Raw genomic sequence first — 17,010 nt, forward strand, 5'->3', positions numbered from 1 at the left:
TCTGGCAAGATTGATATAGCTTTATCGATATTTCTAAGAGCATTGATATTGATTGAACCATCTTCCCGAGTAAATAGTTCCTTTAATGGAACTTGCACTTGTGTCCAACTATTGTCTGCAGTGCCTGCTGGTAGGAAGTATGGTTCTGAATTACCCTGAGTACTTGATTCCATTTGGACTTGGAAACGTTTAGTCGGATGTTCAGCATAGTTACTCACATGAAACATGAATTGCAGAACACCGCTTTCTATATAGTCTGACATGTCTTTGAATGATTGATCTTGAGTGGTTAGTACTAAACCACCATTTTCACCAGCAGGAGCATCGGTATATTCGATACGAATATGATCGTGCCCCCAGTGTAGTGTTGATTCTCCTGATGTCATCCAGTTTGTGATTTGCTGTGCCCAACCTTCCAACGCCCAGTTGTTTAGAACAAACACTTTACTTGCTTTAAACCCATCATTTGGGTCATCTGATTGGAGTAAAGTACTTGTGTTATGACATTCCAAAACATCTTGGTGAGTGATTGAATCCGTTACGATACGAACATCGCCAAGGTCAAAGCTAAGATTATTGTCAGATACTAGTGAAAATGGAGAAATAGTATTGCTGTAATCCATACCTTCTTCACTGAAGCAGGACAACGGAATCTTGATCGTTTGGGGCGCGCTGTTATAACTCGCTCTGTAACTGCTAGCTAGCGATACTTTGCCGATATCAATGCCAGCTTCTTTTTGGCTAGTCACATAAATGTCTTGTTCTGCAGTCGGTAAACTCATCACACGAGTCGAAAACTGCAAAGTTGATGTTGCGGGATCAATATTTAAATCTCTGTGGCTGCTATCACTGCTTATAAGTGCGACTCTTCCTGATTGATTGTCTCTGATAGCGATATTCAACGTACCATTGGCTTCACCGGATACATTGGTGGCACTCATGTTCCCTTGGGAAACACTATTCCCACTTACGATTGCTTCTACTCCGTTGCTATCCGTAATCGCCATAGTAAAAGCGTTATCGCTATTTGGTGAATATAAATGAATTTCTTGCGATGTAGGTGGCGTTGAGGCATCAGGCTCGTTATATGGGTCATCTAGACAGCCAGCCAAGCTTGTTGTGCATATTAAAGTTGTAAGGAGCTTTTTGTTAAAAACATTACTTGTCATATCGTTATACCGCTTAAAATTTGCAGGGATTAATCATGTTTAAACGTTTAATTGATTAGAGCATGTCCATATTGGCTGTACTAATCAAGTAAAACGTTTAAATGAGTATTTCATTTTGTGATTATGACCAAGTTTTGGCATGGATTATCTGATATTTCAGTATGCTCCAGCTTTTTCCTATTTGTTGTTGGTATCATAAGTTGTTGATTTTTATATCTTTAATTGTTGGGTCTCACAGGCTCCTATTAAGAGAGGAAATAATATTGTAACTGGATCACGTTTACACAACTAATGGTATTGACGATTACGACTATTTGTCACAGATTAATAGAAACGTTTAAACATGAGTCCAGTGAAATAAAACGGAATTCTACAATGATAAATACAAAAAGTACTCTCGCAGCCGCGTTGCTGTTTAGCCTCGCTAGTCAGGCACTTGCAAATGATGTGGTGATTAATGAATTATCTATTCGCGACCACTTGTATCCAGCCGAATTTAAAGCAGAATTACAAAATAATCTTAACTTCTTTAGAGATGGTGTCGGTGTTGATCCAGTAGCTAAAGTTCCTTTTGATACAGTTTCAATCGTCGAAGGTAAGGTAAAACCACACTACTATGTAAACACTACAGAGATTGGTTTGTACCTAAATATTTTGGTTGAAGCTGAAAAAGCAGGTGAAGCCAAGGCCTTAACTCGTATCTTGGAGGTGCTTGATGTACTAGAAGAAACCCCGACATGGAAAGGTCTATATTTTTGGCCGTATGACATTGTTGAAGGTAAGCTGAAACCAACAGATGACGGTATCGTTCCTGCGGTTGATAATGCTAACTTGGCTCTTGCACTCGCAGGCGTAGCTGGCGCATACCTAGACGATGCGGATGCTGAAAAGCAAAAAGTTGTTGAACGTATTGAAGCGATTCTCGTCGGACAAAAACAAGGTTGGTTTGAAATTTATGACCAAGGTAGAGGCCTATTGCATGCGGGATGGAGTACTAAAAATGATGCGGCGCTTCCTTATTACATCGACCGTAAAGCGAATGAAAGCCGCTTAGCTCCACTTTGGGCCGCGCTTATTACGAAAGAAGCGGGCGATGAAGCAATCCCTCAATCTGCGTTCGATAATATGGAACTCTATACCCATAAGTACACTTTCAATGGTAAAGAATATAATCCAATGCTGACTTGGGATGGTGCTTATTTCCAAGCTATGTTGCCTGCAATTTGGCTGAATGAGAAAGAGTTGATGCCTGACTATACGATGGTCAAAGACATGACTTTCTTGCAGATGACCTATGCAGCGAAACACAACATCCCACTGGTATCTTCTTCTGCGACGGTTGATGACGCCTATGCAGCATTTGGTGTCCCATTCCTGTCAGAGAGTAAAGTGAAATTCAACAATGAGATTCATGAAGGTACAACTGGCACGCCACACGCGCTCGCACTGTCTTACATCGTTAGCCCTAAAACATCAGTGCAAGCATTGAAAGCGCTGAAGAACTACTACCCGCAGATTGAGTCAGAGTATGGTTGGTATGATGCTGTTGATTCACAAGGAAAAATGTCGACAAAGATCCTATCTCTTGATCAAGGAATGTTTGTTGGCGCGTTCTTAGCGAATGAAATTAATGCAGATGTAGAAAAGTACTTAATTGCTCGTGGTTATATGGCTGATGTCCAGCAGATGTATCGCAGTTATGTTCCAAATAACGGTTAACAGTGAGTGGTATTAGTATGAAACAACTAACGGCACTTTTGTTCGCTCTTACTGCTACATCCTCATTACCTGTATTTGCAGAGGAAGTGAAGGAAGACTTCTGGCAAGGCGTAGAGTTTAGCGGTTATGCCGCGCTAAAAGAACAACCTCGTATGTGGGATGGCATTGAGTTTCCCAATTATGGTGCGATTACCGCGACCAGCTTTGAGGGATTAGAAGATGTGGGAGGTTTCGGTGATGTGTTGATGGCCTCTAATGAGTCTGTCGCGACTATAAAGCGAACTCGTGTTCTTACTGGTTTTGAATATGAAGAATATGTTTATGACAATGCACCAAGCCAACTATTTCAATCAATTATCTTTGCGGATGGTTCAACCAAAATCACGGATAATTTCCGATTGGCTTACGTCTTAAAAGAGACGCACAAATATCGTGGTAAAGACAAAGTTTCGGAAGGTAATTCGTTGCTGACGACGGAGTTAATGCCTCGCTATGAGAAGTGGGTAAACGAGTCATTTAATTACGCAATTGAGCTTGGCTACGAGAAAGTCACAGGCTTCGAAGAGAGTACTCGTTACCAGATTACACCAGAACTGAATTTTACTTTTGGTAAGCACTTCCTACACCTAAACCTTGAATCTGGTTATTGGGATGAAGAAGGGGCAATGTTTTATGAAACTGAACCGCTCTATGTTTATCGATTAAATAACTGGATCAATCTTGGTACTAAGTTCTTATACCACGAAGACAAGAACGACTTTGCATGGACAGAAACAGCGATTAAGCCGCTCGTACAATTTAGGTTTGATAGTGGTGTGTACCTGGAATTGCGATACGAACTGGGTGAAACCGAAATCTTTGATGGTACTGGTTATGACTACAATAACTATGCTCTATACACCGAGATTCCGGTTAACCAATCAATCAGTCTGCTAGCGGACTTAGCGTATCGTGATCATCAACAGCGCAATGGCAATGAGTACACTTGGGGTGACAAAGAGGGTGTGTTTGCCAAAGTCGGTGTGATTTGGACATTCTGATCAAAACTCGAAGCAATATAAGTTAATAACTTATATTGCTGCCGGACATTGCTCAAAGCCCTTCGGGGCTTTTTTTATACCTAATTTTGAGGTTGTTATGAAACAAATATCTGTTGCTTTTGTTGTTTCTACACTTGCTTTAATGATGGGCTGTGGTGGTTCATCTGATAGTGAACCAAATACGAAGCTACCTAATGAGGCGATTACTGCAATTGAACTTGCCCCAAATTTCTATCCAGCAGGGTTCGAACGGTCACTGCAAGATAACATCGATTACTTTTTGGATGGAGTCGGTGTCTCTAGTAGTACGTATTTGCCATACGACCACGTCTTGGTCGACGGTGAGAATATTTCGGTGTCGTCTTACACTAACATTTCAACCATTGCTTTATATATCAATGTCCTAATCGAAATGGTTGAAACTAACGATGAAAAAGCGATCGCTCGTTTAGAGCGAGTTTTGGCACAATTAGAAGCGGCGCCGAAATGGCGTGGGTTGTTTTATTGGCTCTACCAGTTTGACAATGAGCAACTGGCCATCAACCAAGATGCGACTGCATCGGCTGTAGACAACGCGATTACTTCTTTTACTTTGGCGGGCTTAGTTGGCGCTTTTGAAAATCATAACAATGAACGCTTAAATGCCATTGCAGCTCGGGCGGAGCAATTACTGGTTGCGCAACAGAGTGGTTGGGAATCACTTTATGATTCAGATAAAGGGCTATTAAAGGCTGGTTGGAGTAATAAAGAGAATGACTTTCTTGGTTACCACATTGACCGCAAAGCTAACGAGAGCCGACTGGCACCAATTTGGGCAGTATTAGTGAGTGAAGGAAGAGTACCTACAGCTGTGTTTGAAGATATGTTGCTGATTACGGGAAGTGTGGAATTGAATGGCAGTACAGTTAATCCAATGTTGACTTGGGATGGTTCTTATTTTCAAGCTATGTTGCCAGCATTGTGGCTAGATGAAGCGCGTTTAATACCAGATTATCAGGTGGTGTATGACTTCTCGCTTGTACATGCAGCTAATGCGGATAACTATGATATTCCTTTCGTTTCGGCTTCGGCTACCATTGCTGATGGTTATGCAGCTTATGGTTTAGAAAGTGTTTCGGAAAGTTACCGAAAATTTGGTAATGCCATCGAGACTGGAACAACAGGCTCACCGCATACACTCGCTCTCTATTACATGACGAATGAAACTGATGCTTTAAATCGTTTAAACCAGCTTAAACAAGCCAATCCTCAAATTGAAACCAGTGCTGGTTGGGTTGATGCCATCGATGACAAGGGTGAAGTATCGCATAAAGTGATTGGTCTTGACCAAGGTATGTTTGTGGGTGCATTCATTGCTGAGTCCATACGTAGCAACGTTCAGAGCTATTTAACCTCAAGAAATTATCAGACTACGCTGGAGTTCATGTACGACGACTTTGTTGCTGATGAAAACTTATCCTTAGATCCGTAACACTAGATAAAGATCACGAAACGTAAGAGTAGTTTTGTTTTTAGATTGATTAAAAAACTCGGTATCGCTACTCTTTGTTGAAACGTTTAACATAGCTTTTGAATAGGAATAATAAGCCCATGGCAAAGGTTACACTCGAAGGCATTAATAAGGTTTATGACAACGGTTTCCACGCGATTCATGATGTGAGCTTAGACATCAAGGATGGTGAATTTATGGTGCTTGTTGGACCTTCAGGATGCGCGAAATCAACCATGCTAAGAATGGTTGCAGGATTAGAAAGCATTACCAGCGGTCAATTATCAATTGGTGACAAGGTGTGTAATGACTTGCCTCCAAAAGATCGTGGCATTGCGATGGTTTTTCAGAACTATGCGCTATACCCACATATGACGACCTATGAAAACATGGCGTTTGGTCTGGAGACAGCTAAGAAATCAAAACAAGAAATTGAACGTCGTGTTGCGGAAGCTGCTGAGCTACTCGAGATTACTGAGTTGCTCGACCGCAAGCCGAAGCAGATGTCTGGCGGTCAGCGTCAGCGAGTGGCTCTTGGTCGCGCGATGGTACGTAAACCAGAAGTATTTCTTTTTGATGAGCCGTTATCAAACCTTGATGCCAAACTGCGTGTATCAATGCGTATGCGTATTACGCGTCTGCATCAACAGCTAAAAGATTCCGGTAGTCCTGCGACCATGATTTACGTTACACATGATCAGGTTGAAGCGATGACGATGGGTGATCGTGTATGCATTCTTAACAAAGGCAGCATCATGCAAGTTGATACACCGATGAACGTTTATCACAATCCAAAGAATCGCTTTGTTGCAGAATTCATCGGCTCGCCAGCAATGAACATGCTTGGTGGTAAGGTGGTGAAATCAGGCGATGCGGTGGGTGTTAACTTAGGTGGTAAAGTGCTAGGGCTACCACAAGAGCGTCATACGCGTGCGGAAATGTGGCTAGATAAACCTGTTCATGTGGGGATTCGACCTGAGCATATCGCTGTGCGTAGTGAAAGTAACTTCAATACGCTATCAGCTGAAGTTGAAGCGATTGAAGAGCTAGGTTCAGAGGTATACATCCACCTTAATGTACTTGGTTGCCGAGTGGTATGTAAGCAGTCTGACCAAGAGCAGATTCCTATGGTCGCGAGCCGTTGCTATATCGAACTATTTATGAATAAGTGTCATCTGTTTGATGATGCCACTGACAACAATATTTTTTATTCTTAATTTTTGCGGCGTCTGGAGAGTATTCGCAATGTACCCACAAATTAATCAGCCGGCACTCAAAGTCGGTGGTGAAAAACTTAATATGACATTTAGCCCTGAGGGCGTGTTGGCTGCTATTCGTAGTAACGAACTAATGATATCGCTATTTGAAACACCAAATGGTGAGCATGCAATCAGCAATATTTATCTACGCACATTTGAAAATGATGTAGTAACAGCAACTCCGTTGCTTTTTTTTAATGAACAAATTGAAACGTTTATACAGTCAAATGGCTTGCCAGCATGGCGCACAACAACTGACGCATTCCAAGCTACTGTTTCACTAAAAATTGTCGAAAATGCTTTCTTTTACGACGTTGAAGTGCTGAATACAAGTGGTAGCGATTTCAACTACGATCTGATTTACGGTCAAGACGTTGGCTTAGCTGATGAAGGTGCAGTGAAAACCAATGAAGCATACTGTTCGCAGTACCTTGATCATGAAGTGTTTAATTCACCTGAGTACGGTTTTACGCTTTGTAGCCGCCAGAACTTGCCACAAAGTTCAGGTAACCCTCGTATTCAACTTGGTTGTTTTAGCCCCGTTGTCGGTTACAGCACTGATGGTTATCAGTTCTTCGGTAAAGAGTTTAAGTTCACTGGTCAACCAGCTGCGTTGGAACTGCGTGAACTTGCTAACGAAAAGTACCAATATGAATTTGGTTATGCTGCTTTGCAAACTGCGCCAAGCATTGTTCAACCAAACAAAGCTGCTACTCATACTTTCTATGCGATCGTGGAGGCCAACTGTTCTAGCTCTAACTGGACTCAAACAGTTGCGATGCCAACCATCGCTGAACTGCATGCCACTGCTGGTGACGTTCAACTAGAATCTGCACTGAAACATCAACCTCAAGCTAAAGCGGCATATATCAATGGTGAAGAGCTTAGTGACCAAGAGGTGAGCGACTTGTTTGGTGACGAGCGACGCTTCGCTGAAAAGCAAAACTCTGAGTTATTATCATTTTTCTATGGTGACAGCCAGTACGTGACGCTAGCGGCTAAAGAGCGCTACCTTGAGCGTACAACGGGTCATGTAATCGCATCGGGTAACAACAAAGATTACCGCAACCCAATTATGAGTGCGACACACTACATGTATGGTGTATTTAACTCGCAATTGACGCTTGGTAACACCTCTTTCAACAAGCTACTAGGCGTATGCCGTAATCCATTAAACCAGTTTGCTAACAGCGGTCAGCGAATTTGGGTAAAACAAGGTGAGCAATACCAAGTTCTGGGTATGCCTTCAGCATACGAAGTTGGTACTAACTACTCTCGTTGGGTCTATAAATACCGCGATGGTTTCATTGAAGTACGCTCGTTTACTGCTGCAGAATCGCCTCTGATTCAACTTGAAATTATGACTCGTGGCCTGAGCTCTTTATTAGAAATCGCGGTATCTCATCAATTGGTGTTTGGTAATAACGAAGGTGAAAGCAAGATCATCGTAAGCCAAGAAGATAAAGGTTTTGTTGTTCGCGGCGAAAATGAACTGATTGGTAAGTTCGGTAAAGATTTAAGCTTTGCCATTGAGCCAAGTGCTGAGCTTAGCGAATGCGATATCTTCACTAATCCAGAGACTAATTCTGCAGAATACCTAGTACTTAAAGGCGTTGTTAGCGACAAAGCTCGCATTGCTATTGGTGGCGAGTTTAACGGTGTTAACTCAAAAGGTCAGTGGGTAGATTTTGATGAGGAGAAGGCAAAGTGCCACTCTCAAGTCAATCAGCTAACTAAAGGCTTTAAGCTGCATTTTGAATCCGATGAGCTAAATAGCCAACGTTTGAATGAGACAGTACATTGGTTTACACACAATGCACTAGTGCACTACAGCACCCCACATGGGTTAGAGCAATATTCAGGTGCTGCATGGGGTACCCGTGATGTATCACAAGGTCCATTTGAGCTATTTATGTCAATGCAAGAGTACGCAAAAGCCCGCGACTTGCTTAAAGAGATCTATAGCCACCAGTATCAAGAAACTGGTACGTGGCCGCAATGGTTCATGTTTGATCAGTATGCGCAGATTCAACAGGAAGAAGCACATGGTGATATTGTTGTTTGGCCATTAAAAGCGCTAGCTGATTACCTTGCTGTGACTGGGGATCTTAAATTGCTTGATGAGCTATTGCCGTACACATTAGCACATGATGGTTTTGTGAAGAGTGGACAAACATACTCACTGCTTACCCACGTTGAGCGCCAAGTTCAGCATATTATCGACAATCTTGTCCCTGGTACCTCACTTTCTTGTTATGGTGATGGTGACTGGGATGATACTTTGCAGCCTGCGAATCAATCACTGCGTGAAAATATGGTGAGTGGTTGGACTATCCCACTAACTCTACAAGCATTGAACGGTATGGTTGCAGCGTTAGAGAAGACCGATTCACACGTTGACTTCTCTGCGCAACTAGCACAGCTAGCACAATCAATGGAGCATGATTACCATCATTACTTGATTAAAGATGGCACCATCGCTGGCTTTATTCACTTTGATCGCGCTGAAAATGGCGATGTAAAAGAAGTGGAGTACTTACTACACCCTGCGGACAAGAAAACAGGTATCAAGCATCGCCTTCTGCCTGCGAGTCGTTCTATTATCTCTGAGACATTCTCTCCAGAAATGGCACAAAGCCATATGGAATTGATCAAAGAGCGCTTGGTTCACCCTGATGGTGTGCGCTTGATGGATAAAATGGCGGAATATAAAGCGGGTGAACAGACATACTTCAAACGTGCAGAGTTAGCGGCAAACTTGGGTCGTGAAGTTGGTCTGCAGTATTGCCATGCGCATATTCGTTTTATTGAAGCGCTATGTAAACTGGGTGATGCAGAAGCCGTATTTGATAACCTGTACAAGATTATTCCTGTTGGTATTCAAGATGTGGTTCCAAATGCTGAGCTACGCCAGTCGAATGCATACTTCTCAAGCTCTGATGCCAAGTTTAACGACCGTTACATGGCTTACGATAACTTTGAAAAAGTACGCTCTGGTGAAGTGGCAGTGAAAGGTGGTTGGAGAATCTATTCAAGTGGACCTGGTATCTACTTAAATCAATTAATGAGCAGTGTATTCGGTCTACGTTTTGACAATCAAGATTTGGTTCTCGATCCAGTGATCTCACCGCGTTTGGGTAAGGTTGCGATTGAATACGAAATCGAAGGTAAGTCGGTTAAATTGCTTATTTCACCACAAAAAGGTACTCATACACCTAAAACGATTAAACTGAATGGTCAAGACGTACCATTTGAGTTAATGGCTAACCGCTATCGTTCAGGTGCTGCATTGGTTTCTCGTAACTGGTTGAATGAAAACTTAAATCAGAACGAAAATGTACTTGAGATTACCCTGTAATAAATGAGGTTAACCCGAGCGTTCGGGTTAACCTCCCGTATTTCAAACACTAATTCAGCAATAATTGTTGCTTAATGCACTTTCTTGGTAGAATCGTTTCAACAAAAATAGTTGGCGGTTAATGATTCTCAACAAGGACAAAATTTATACATGACAGTAACGATTAAAGATGTAGCCAAAAAAGCGAGTGTGTCAATTGCGACCGTTTCTTACGCTATGAACGGAAGCACTCGTATCAGTGAAGCCACACGCAAGCATGTGCTTAGCGTGGCCGAAGAAATGAATTACGTAGCAAATAGCAATGCTAAGCAACTTAAGCAGAAAAAGAGCAATGCTATCGGCCTATTCTTCAACTCATGGTTTGGCCCGATCTACAGTGAATTAGTGAAAGGTATTGAACAAGTATGTCATCAACATGGTTATGATTTAGTGGCATGCAGTATGTATGGCAATGAAAACTCGACTGCACATAAATACATTCGAGACAGAGTCGTTGACGGTGCCATTATTCTTACCAACTCGTTTGATGATGAGTTCTTAAAGGCTATAGCAAAAAAGGATTTCCCAATCGCAGTTTTGGACCGCGAGGTTTCAGGTCCACACATTTATAATATTTTGATTGATAACTTCGGCGGTGCATTTGCTGCCACTAAAGCCCTGATCGCTTCTGGAATTGAAGAGATATATTACTTTGGTGGGCCGAAAGATTCATACGATGCTCAAAAACGCCTTGATGGATACATCTCTGCACTCGGGTATTTCAAAATTACTGTAAATAATGACTTGCTGGTTGAAAGTGACTTCACTGAAAAATCAGCGTACGCACAAATGCTAGAACTGCTCGAAAAAGGCAAACAGCCGAAAGCGGTTTTCGCAGCGAACGATGAAATGGCTATAGGTATTATACGTGCTGCAAAAGAGCACGATATCAATATCCCTGAAGATATGAAGCTAGTCGGTTTTGACGATATACATATGGCTGAATTGATGATTCCTAGGTTGACGACCATCTCCCATCAAAAAACAGGTATGGGTGAATTAGCTGCACAAACACTGATTGATGCACTTAACGGTAAAAAAGACCTGGAAGAATTACGTCTCCTACCAACTAAGCTGATCTCGAGGGAAACTTTGTAGGGTAGATCATGAAAAAATGGTTAATCGGGTGTGCGCTTGCCCTTAGCTACCAAACCTGTGCGGCGGCCACTAAGCTAGAGGTGATGACGCCTGCAGGTAACTATATGAACTTCGTTCGTCAGGAAGTGATTCCTGAATTTAACAAACGCTTTCCTGATGTCGAAGTGGTCGTTTCGAACGATGAGAACCTAGAGACACGTATGGCTGCCGGTGATTTGCCAAACCTCTATGCAGGGGTATTTGGTTACCAGCCGGCGAAGTATGCCAAGATGGGGAAATTGGCATACTTCGATCAATTCGAAGGTTATCAAGAGTTGGTCGAGCGTATTGATCCAGTATTTATGCGCAAAAATTTTGGTCGTAGCTACTACATTCCGTGGAATGTGACCACTCAGCTGATGATTTACAACAAAGAGCTATTTCGTGAAGCTGGATTAGACCCTGAACAGCCACCTCAAACTTGGGAAGAGTTTCTTGTTGTAGCAGATAAAATAAACCAACTGCCGCCAAGAGCCGATGGCAGCCCTGTCTATGGCACGGTACTTTGGAATGATGTGTTGTCAACGGGCAGTTGGTACTGGGGCATGCTTGCTCAGCTGTACTACAACTTCAACGGTGGTGAATACACCTTATTAAATCGTTTTGGTACTCATCCCATTTTCGATAAACAAGATGCCAATATGGCGATGTTCCTTTCGACTATGCAGCGAATGCAACAGTATGCCCCTCTAACTATGGAGAAGAGCTTTTTCTCAAGAAATATAGGCATGTGGCCACAGTTTGGTTTTGGTTGGAAAGCCAACCTAGCGGAAGCTGCACAGAAGCCGATGGTGATTGGTGAAGATGTTGGGTTAGCACCAATTCCAACGCTTAATAAGGGAGAGCAGTCGTATTCAACGCTTGATGGTCGAGCACTGATGATTTTTAAAAATGATCAAGAGCTAGAGCAGCTAAGTTGGCAGTTTGTTCAAGTGTTGATGGATGATGAGCTAAACCATAAAGCGAACATAGCGCTTGGTCAGCTACCTGCGTTAGTGTCATTGAAAGATCGTCCTTATTATAAGAGCGCCGAGGCTAAACCGTTTGTTGATCAGCTTCCTTATACCGTTATGAGTGAACCATTTTCACAGTCGGCTGATGTGGCTAATATCATTTTGCAGCAATACTCCAAAGTAGTGTTGAAAAAAGAAGTGACACCTCAACAAGCAGTCGAATCAGCAAGTCAACAGGCTAAAGATATATTTAAACGATAATATATCAACGGATTAGTGTGGTAAAAATATGAAAAAAAATAATCTCATTATGGGATATGTATTCCTTGCGCCTTGGATTATATATTTCACTGTTTTCTTGATGTATCCATTCTTCCTTTCTTTTGAAAGTAGTTTTTTGAATGTGAATATTTTACTTCCGGAAAATACGCAGTTTGTTGGTTTAGCAAACTGGATTTCGGTTGTGACAGATACATTGTTTTGGAAATCACTATTTAACGTTCTATTTAACCAGATAATATTTGTATTTCTGAGTTTTATTATTGGTCTGGGATTAGCCTTGCTATTAAATGAAATTAAATTTATGGCAAGCTTCTTCAGAACTATTATGTTTATACCAGTAATTACTTCTATTACGGTTGCTATGGTGATCTTTGATTTTGTTTCAGGGCCATCAGGTCCAGTGCAAAGTGCAATGGTCGAATCTTCGCTGTTGAACGAGCCGGTTTTTTGGAAGTTTGAACAATGGCTACCGATGCCAGTGATTGCAGTGTTCAGCGCCTGGAAATGGTTTGGTGTTCAAATGATCATTTTTCTCGGCGGTATTGCAAGTATTGACCGCTCTCTGTTTGAAGCTGCTGACATCGATGGCGCTTCATGGTGGCGTAAAACCCGCAAAATTACACTGCCAATGATTATGCCGCAAATCATCTTTGTTATGACGATGAATATTATTAACGGCCTGCAAATGTTCATCGAAGTATTTATGAATTTTGACTTAAGTGGTGGTCCTTACCAATCAGCATTGACTCCGGTTTTATATCTTTACCAAACAGGTTTTGAACAGATGAAAATGGGCGAAGCGTCAACGATAGGTCTAATGCTTGCTGCTGTGATTTATTTGTTAACTATGATGCAGTTGAAGATCACTAGCAAGGAAGATTAATGATGGAAAAGAATAAAAATAAAACGATATTAATTTATGCTACTTTGGTACTTGCTTCTATTTTGGTGATGTATCCGTTCTTTTATATGGTTATTAACTCTTTTAAGACTGGTCCGGAAATTATGCATTACCCAAACAGTCTACCCAAAGAGTGGTCATTTAAAGGCTATATTGAAGTCTTTGAATCAGTAAATTTATTTAGAGTATTTTTTAACACTATTTTCATCTCAGTTTCGGTCACTGTGTTGAATACTCTATTCTCTTCGATGGTGGCCTATGCGATTGTCAAAACTAATCTTCCCGGACGTGAATTTTGGTTAAAAGTAATCTTGGGTTCAATGATGATTCCTGCCGTACTTTTTACTATTCCAACTTACATGATGATGTATGAGTGGAACTGGATTAATACATACCGAGTGTTAATTATTCCAGGCTCTATCAGTGCTTATAACATCTTTTTGTTGGTTCAATTTATGAAGCAGATTGATAACGCTTACCTTGAGGCGGCACGAATTGATGGGGCAAGTGAGTTCCGAATCTTTAGAAAGGTTGTGTTACCTATGCTCAGACCTGCATTGGCGACTGTTGGTATTTTAACCTTCATGGGTGCATGGAACGATTTTATGGGGCCGTTACTGTACGTTCGTGACGAGTCACTGATGACGTTGCAACTCGCTTTGTATAACTTCCAAACTGAAGTTCCGGGAACGAACTTGGAACAGTTATGGGCGATGACAACCATGATTGCTGTTCCTGTGGTTATTGTTTTCTTCTGTTTACAAAAGAACTTCATTAAAGCGTTTACTGGGGTAGGGGTGAAGTGATGAACAATTTGATCAAGTGGGGCGTTTTGGCGGCACTGGTGCTGGTGGCGTATAGCGCAGCATGGCTTAAAGCCTATAACCTTTCTCAACAATATTACGATTTTGCGACGGAACAACAGCAGCAGGGCAATGCGATAATTGCTCTTAAAGGGATGAATAAACTGGAACTGCGTCGAGGTGATGAGTATTTGGGTGGTTACCAACAAGTTATCGAAACGTGGGAAGGGGCAGTATTAGGTCCTAAGCCTGACAGTTACTACCAAGCCTTAGACAAGCCAAATGAGATTATTAATCAGTTGAGTGCGAAGCAGTTAGAAGAGTTTATTCAGATTTACGTCGAATTAGATTCTCGTTACGTTCCTGAAGTGGCCCACCAACTTCAACAGGTGGCAAACGATTCAGGCAATGCGTTACTTGCCACTGAAATGAAAGAGTTCTTAATCGAAGCCTTTCCTTACTACAACGCTCAGAACAATATGGAATAACCGATGGAAAAGTATCAAGATGCATCACTGCCTCATCATGAGCGTGTAGAAGATCTTTTAGCGAAAATGACGTTAGCGGAGAAAATCGGTCAACTTTGTCAGTCTCCAATGTTGGAGTATGCCGACAACCGTGAAAACTATTTGGAAAAAGTTAGCCAAGGTGAGTGGGGATCGCGCATTCTTGCCGATACTGCTTGGGCTGGGAATGCCCCAGGCGAAACGGTTGACCCTAATCAACTGAATGAGATCCAAAAAGCAGCGGTTGAAAACAGTAGGCTCGGTATTCCAATTATTTTTGCTCGTGATGTGATTTATGGTCAAAAAACGGTATTGCCAATCCCGTTGGCTCAATCATGTTCATGGAACCCAGAGTTAGTTGAACAAGCTTATCGTTGTATTGCTGCGGAAGCGGCCTCTTTAGGTATCAACTGGACCTTTGCTCCGATGCTCGACATTGTGCGCGATCCTCGCTGGGGGCGCGTTATTGAAAGTTCAGGAGAAGACCCGTTTCTAACCAGTCAAATGGCAAAAGCCGTTGTGAAAGGTTTTCAAGGTGATGACCCAGCAGCTACTGATAGTTTAGTGGCTTGTGCTAAGCACTTTGTAGGTTACGGTGCTTCTGAAGGTGGACGTGACTATGATACTACGGAGATCTCTGCGAATACTTTGCATAACGTTTATCTCCCGCCATTTAAAGCGGCGATCGAGGCGGGTGTCGCGACAGTGATGTCTGGTTTTAATGACCTTGGTGGCACGCCGGTAACAGGCTCTAAGGCGCTGGTTCAGGGGTGGCTAAAACAACAACAAAGCTTCTCCGGTATGGTTGTCAGTGACTGGGGCTCAATTTCTGATCTGGAATATTTTGGCGTTGCAAAAGATGGCCAAGAAGCTGCGACTAAAGCGCTTCAAGCAGGTATCGATATGGCGATGACCCACGAAGCTTATGAGGGTTTCTTAGCAACAGCATTAGAGACAGATCCTGAGTTGATGAACTACCTTGATGACTCAGTGCGTCGTGTGTTGTTAACGAAATTCCGTGCCGGGCTATTTGAAAACCCTTATGTTGATCCAGAGTGCCACAAGCAGGTTTTGGGTAAATCCTCCTATAGCGAGATGGCACTTCAGCTTGCTGAACAATGCTTGGTGATGCTGAAAAATGATAACGCTACTTTGCCACTATCAGACAGTGGTTTAACCGTCGCAGTGATTGGTCCGCATGCTGACTCAAAGCGCCAACATCTTGGTTCATGGTGTCTTGATGGTAAAGCTGATGATGTCGTTTCTATCATTGAAGGTATGAAACAGCTGAGCCGTTCAAACACGGTGATCACCGATGATTGTGGCTTTAGTGATGAGATGGTTGAGTGTGCTCATCGTGCCGATATCGTGGTGCTATGTGTTGGAGAAAGTCATCGCAGGACGGGTGAAGCAAGAAACATCGCAGAGCTAACCTTACCTGCAGGCCAAGAGCAGATGATTGAAGCGATTGGTCGAACTGGCAAACCGTTGATCGTCGTGCAATGTACTGGTCGACCGGTGCCGTCTGCAGCGATTGAACGTTATGCTGATGCGTTAATCTATGCTTGGCAAAGTGGCACTCAAACAGGGAACGCGGTAGCTCGAACACTTTATGGTATTAATAACCCATCAGGTAAATTGACCATGACGGTGCCACGTTCAACTGGGCAAATTCCGATTTACTATGCACGTAAAGAGTTAGGTAAAATGCGCGCGTTTCAGGAGTATCAAGCCTATAAAGACTCTGAGCATACACCACTGTATCCATTTGGATATGGGCTCAGCTTTAGTCAATTTGAGTATGCCAACTTAACCGTCAATTCAGAACGCTACTCTGTTGGTGATGATATTGAAGTAACAGTGGATGTGCGCAATACATCACCTGTCGATGGCTACGAAGTTGTTCAGTGTTATATTTCTCAAACTGGAACTTCAACAACTCGACCGAAGCGTGAACTTAAAGGCTTTGCAAAACAGTTTATCGCAGCGGGTGAGCAAACGAAGGTTCAGTTTACCATTACGGCAGATGATCTAGCGTTCTATGGAATCAACGAGCGTTTTGAGCAAGAAGTTACACAAATTAGCATATTTGTTGGTAAAGATTCGAATAGTGAGCTGAGTATAAGTTTGTTTTAAGAGTGAGAATACAAGGGAATCTCTGATTTATAACTGTAAATGTTTTTGCTCTTTCGGTGTGAAAGGATGTTTTTGGAGTATGGATACATGCAAGACTAGGCCTTATCTCATGGTGTTTACTACAAGGGTTATCACTTAGTTTTGTGATTCGAATCCCTTGTTTTCATATTCCAGAAAGCCTAGCAGCAATGCTAGGCTTTCGTCGTTTTGGGCGAAAAT

General features: G+C 42.3%; 12 protein-coding genes. 11 read left to right on the plus strand and 1 reads right to left on the minus strand.

Translation table 11 applies throughout. The annotated features are described in order from the left end of the window. Positions 1 to 1,169: putative glycoside hydrolase (locus AC4MRV_RS19180; RefSeq protein WP_491188911.1), on the minus strand; the 1,169-nt coding region annotated here is incomplete at its 3' end. A gap of 375 nt (positions 1,170 to 1,544) precedes the next feature. On the opposite strand from AC4MRV_RS19180, the gene AC4MRV_RS19185 reads away from it, so the two are divergent. The 11 genes from AC4MRV_RS19185 to AC4MRV_RS19235 all read left to right on the plus strand — a co-directional run bounded on the left by AC4MRV_RS19185 (position 1,545) and on the right by AC4MRV_RS19235 (position 16,791). Then, entirely contained in the window at positions 1,545 to 2,888 is a 1,344-nt protein-coding gene (locus tag AC4MRV_RS19185; RefSeq protein ID WP_491188912.1) for a glucoamylase family protein, read from the plus strand. Positions 2,889 to 2,905: 17 nt separating this feature from the next. Next, a complete protein-coding gene (locus AC4MRV_RS19190) occupies positions 2,906 to 3,928 on the plus strand; it encodes a hypothetical protein (RefSeq protein ID WP_491188913.1) in 1,023 nt (340 codons plus the stop codon). Positions 3,929 to 4,025: 97 nt separating this feature from the next. Continuing rightward, entirely contained in the window at positions 4,026 to 5,399 is a 1,374-nt protein-coding gene (locus AC4MRV_RS19195) for a hypothetical protein (protein WP_491188914.1), read from the plus strand. A gap of 119 nt (positions 5,400 to 5,518) precedes the next feature. Next, positions 5,519 to 6,634: an ABC transporter ATP-binding protein gene (locus tag AC4MRV_RS19200; protein ID WP_491188915.1), complete on the plus strand. Its 1,116-nt coding sequence runs from the start codon at positions 5,519 to 5,521 to the stop codon at positions 6,632 to 6,634. Between the two features lie 28 nt (positions 6,635 to 6,662). Further along, entirely contained in the window at positions 6,663 to 10,034 is a 3,372-nt protein-coding gene (locus AC4MRV_RS19205; protein ID WP_491188916.1) for a GH36-type glycosyl hydrolase domain-containing protein, read from the plus strand. Between the two features lie 150 nt (positions 10,035 to 10,184). Then, the gene (locus AC4MRV_RS19210; protein ID WP_491188917.1) at positions 10,185 to 11,171 is read left to right on the plus strand and encodes a LacI family DNA-binding transcriptional regulator; all 987 of its coding nucleotides are present in this window, start codon (positions 10,185 to 10,187) and stop codon (positions 11,169 to 11,171) included. An 8-nt stretch (positions 11,172 to 11,179) separates the two neighbouring features. Next, entirely contained in the window at positions 11,180 to 12,424 is a 1,245-nt protein-coding gene (locus AC4MRV_RS19215) for an extracellular solute-binding protein (protein WP_491188918.1), read from the plus strand. 28 nt (positions 12,425 to 12,452) lie between these two features. Then, the gene (locus AC4MRV_RS19220; protein ID WP_491188919.1) at positions 12,453 to 13,328 is read left to right on the plus strand and encodes a carbohydrate ABC transporter permease; all 876 of its coding nucleotides are present in this window, start codon (positions 12,453 to 12,455) and stop codon (positions 13,326 to 13,328) included. Beyond that, on the plus strand, positions 13,328 to 14,152 hold the full coding sequence (locus AC4MRV_RS19225) for a carbohydrate ABC transporter permease (protein ID WP_491188920.1): 825 nt from the start codon (positions 13,328 to 13,330) through the stop codon (positions 14,150 to 14,152). The genes AC4MRV_RS19220 and AC4MRV_RS19225 overlap by 1 nt, the downstream gene beginning before the upstream one ends. Further along, positions 14,152 to 14,637, plus strand: a complete 486-nt coding sequence (locus tag AC4MRV_RS19230; RefSeq protein ID WP_491188921.1) for a hypothetical protein — start codon at positions 14,152 to 14,154, stop codon at positions 14,635 to 14,637. Before AC4MRV_RS19225 ends, AC4MRV_RS19230 begins: the two co-directional genes overlap by 1 nt. A 3-nt stretch (positions 14,638 to 14,640) precedes the next feature. Then, the gene (locus AC4MRV_RS19235) at positions 14,641 to 16,791 is read left to right on the plus strand and encodes a glycoside hydrolase family 3 N-terminal domain-containing protein (protein WP_491188922.1); all 2,151 of its coding nucleotides are present in this window, start codon (positions 14,641 to 14,643) and stop codon (positions 16,789 to 16,791) included. The last annotated feature ends 219 nt before the right edge of the window (positions 16,792 to 17,010 follow it).

Source organism: Vibrio sp., from assembly GCF_984391705.1.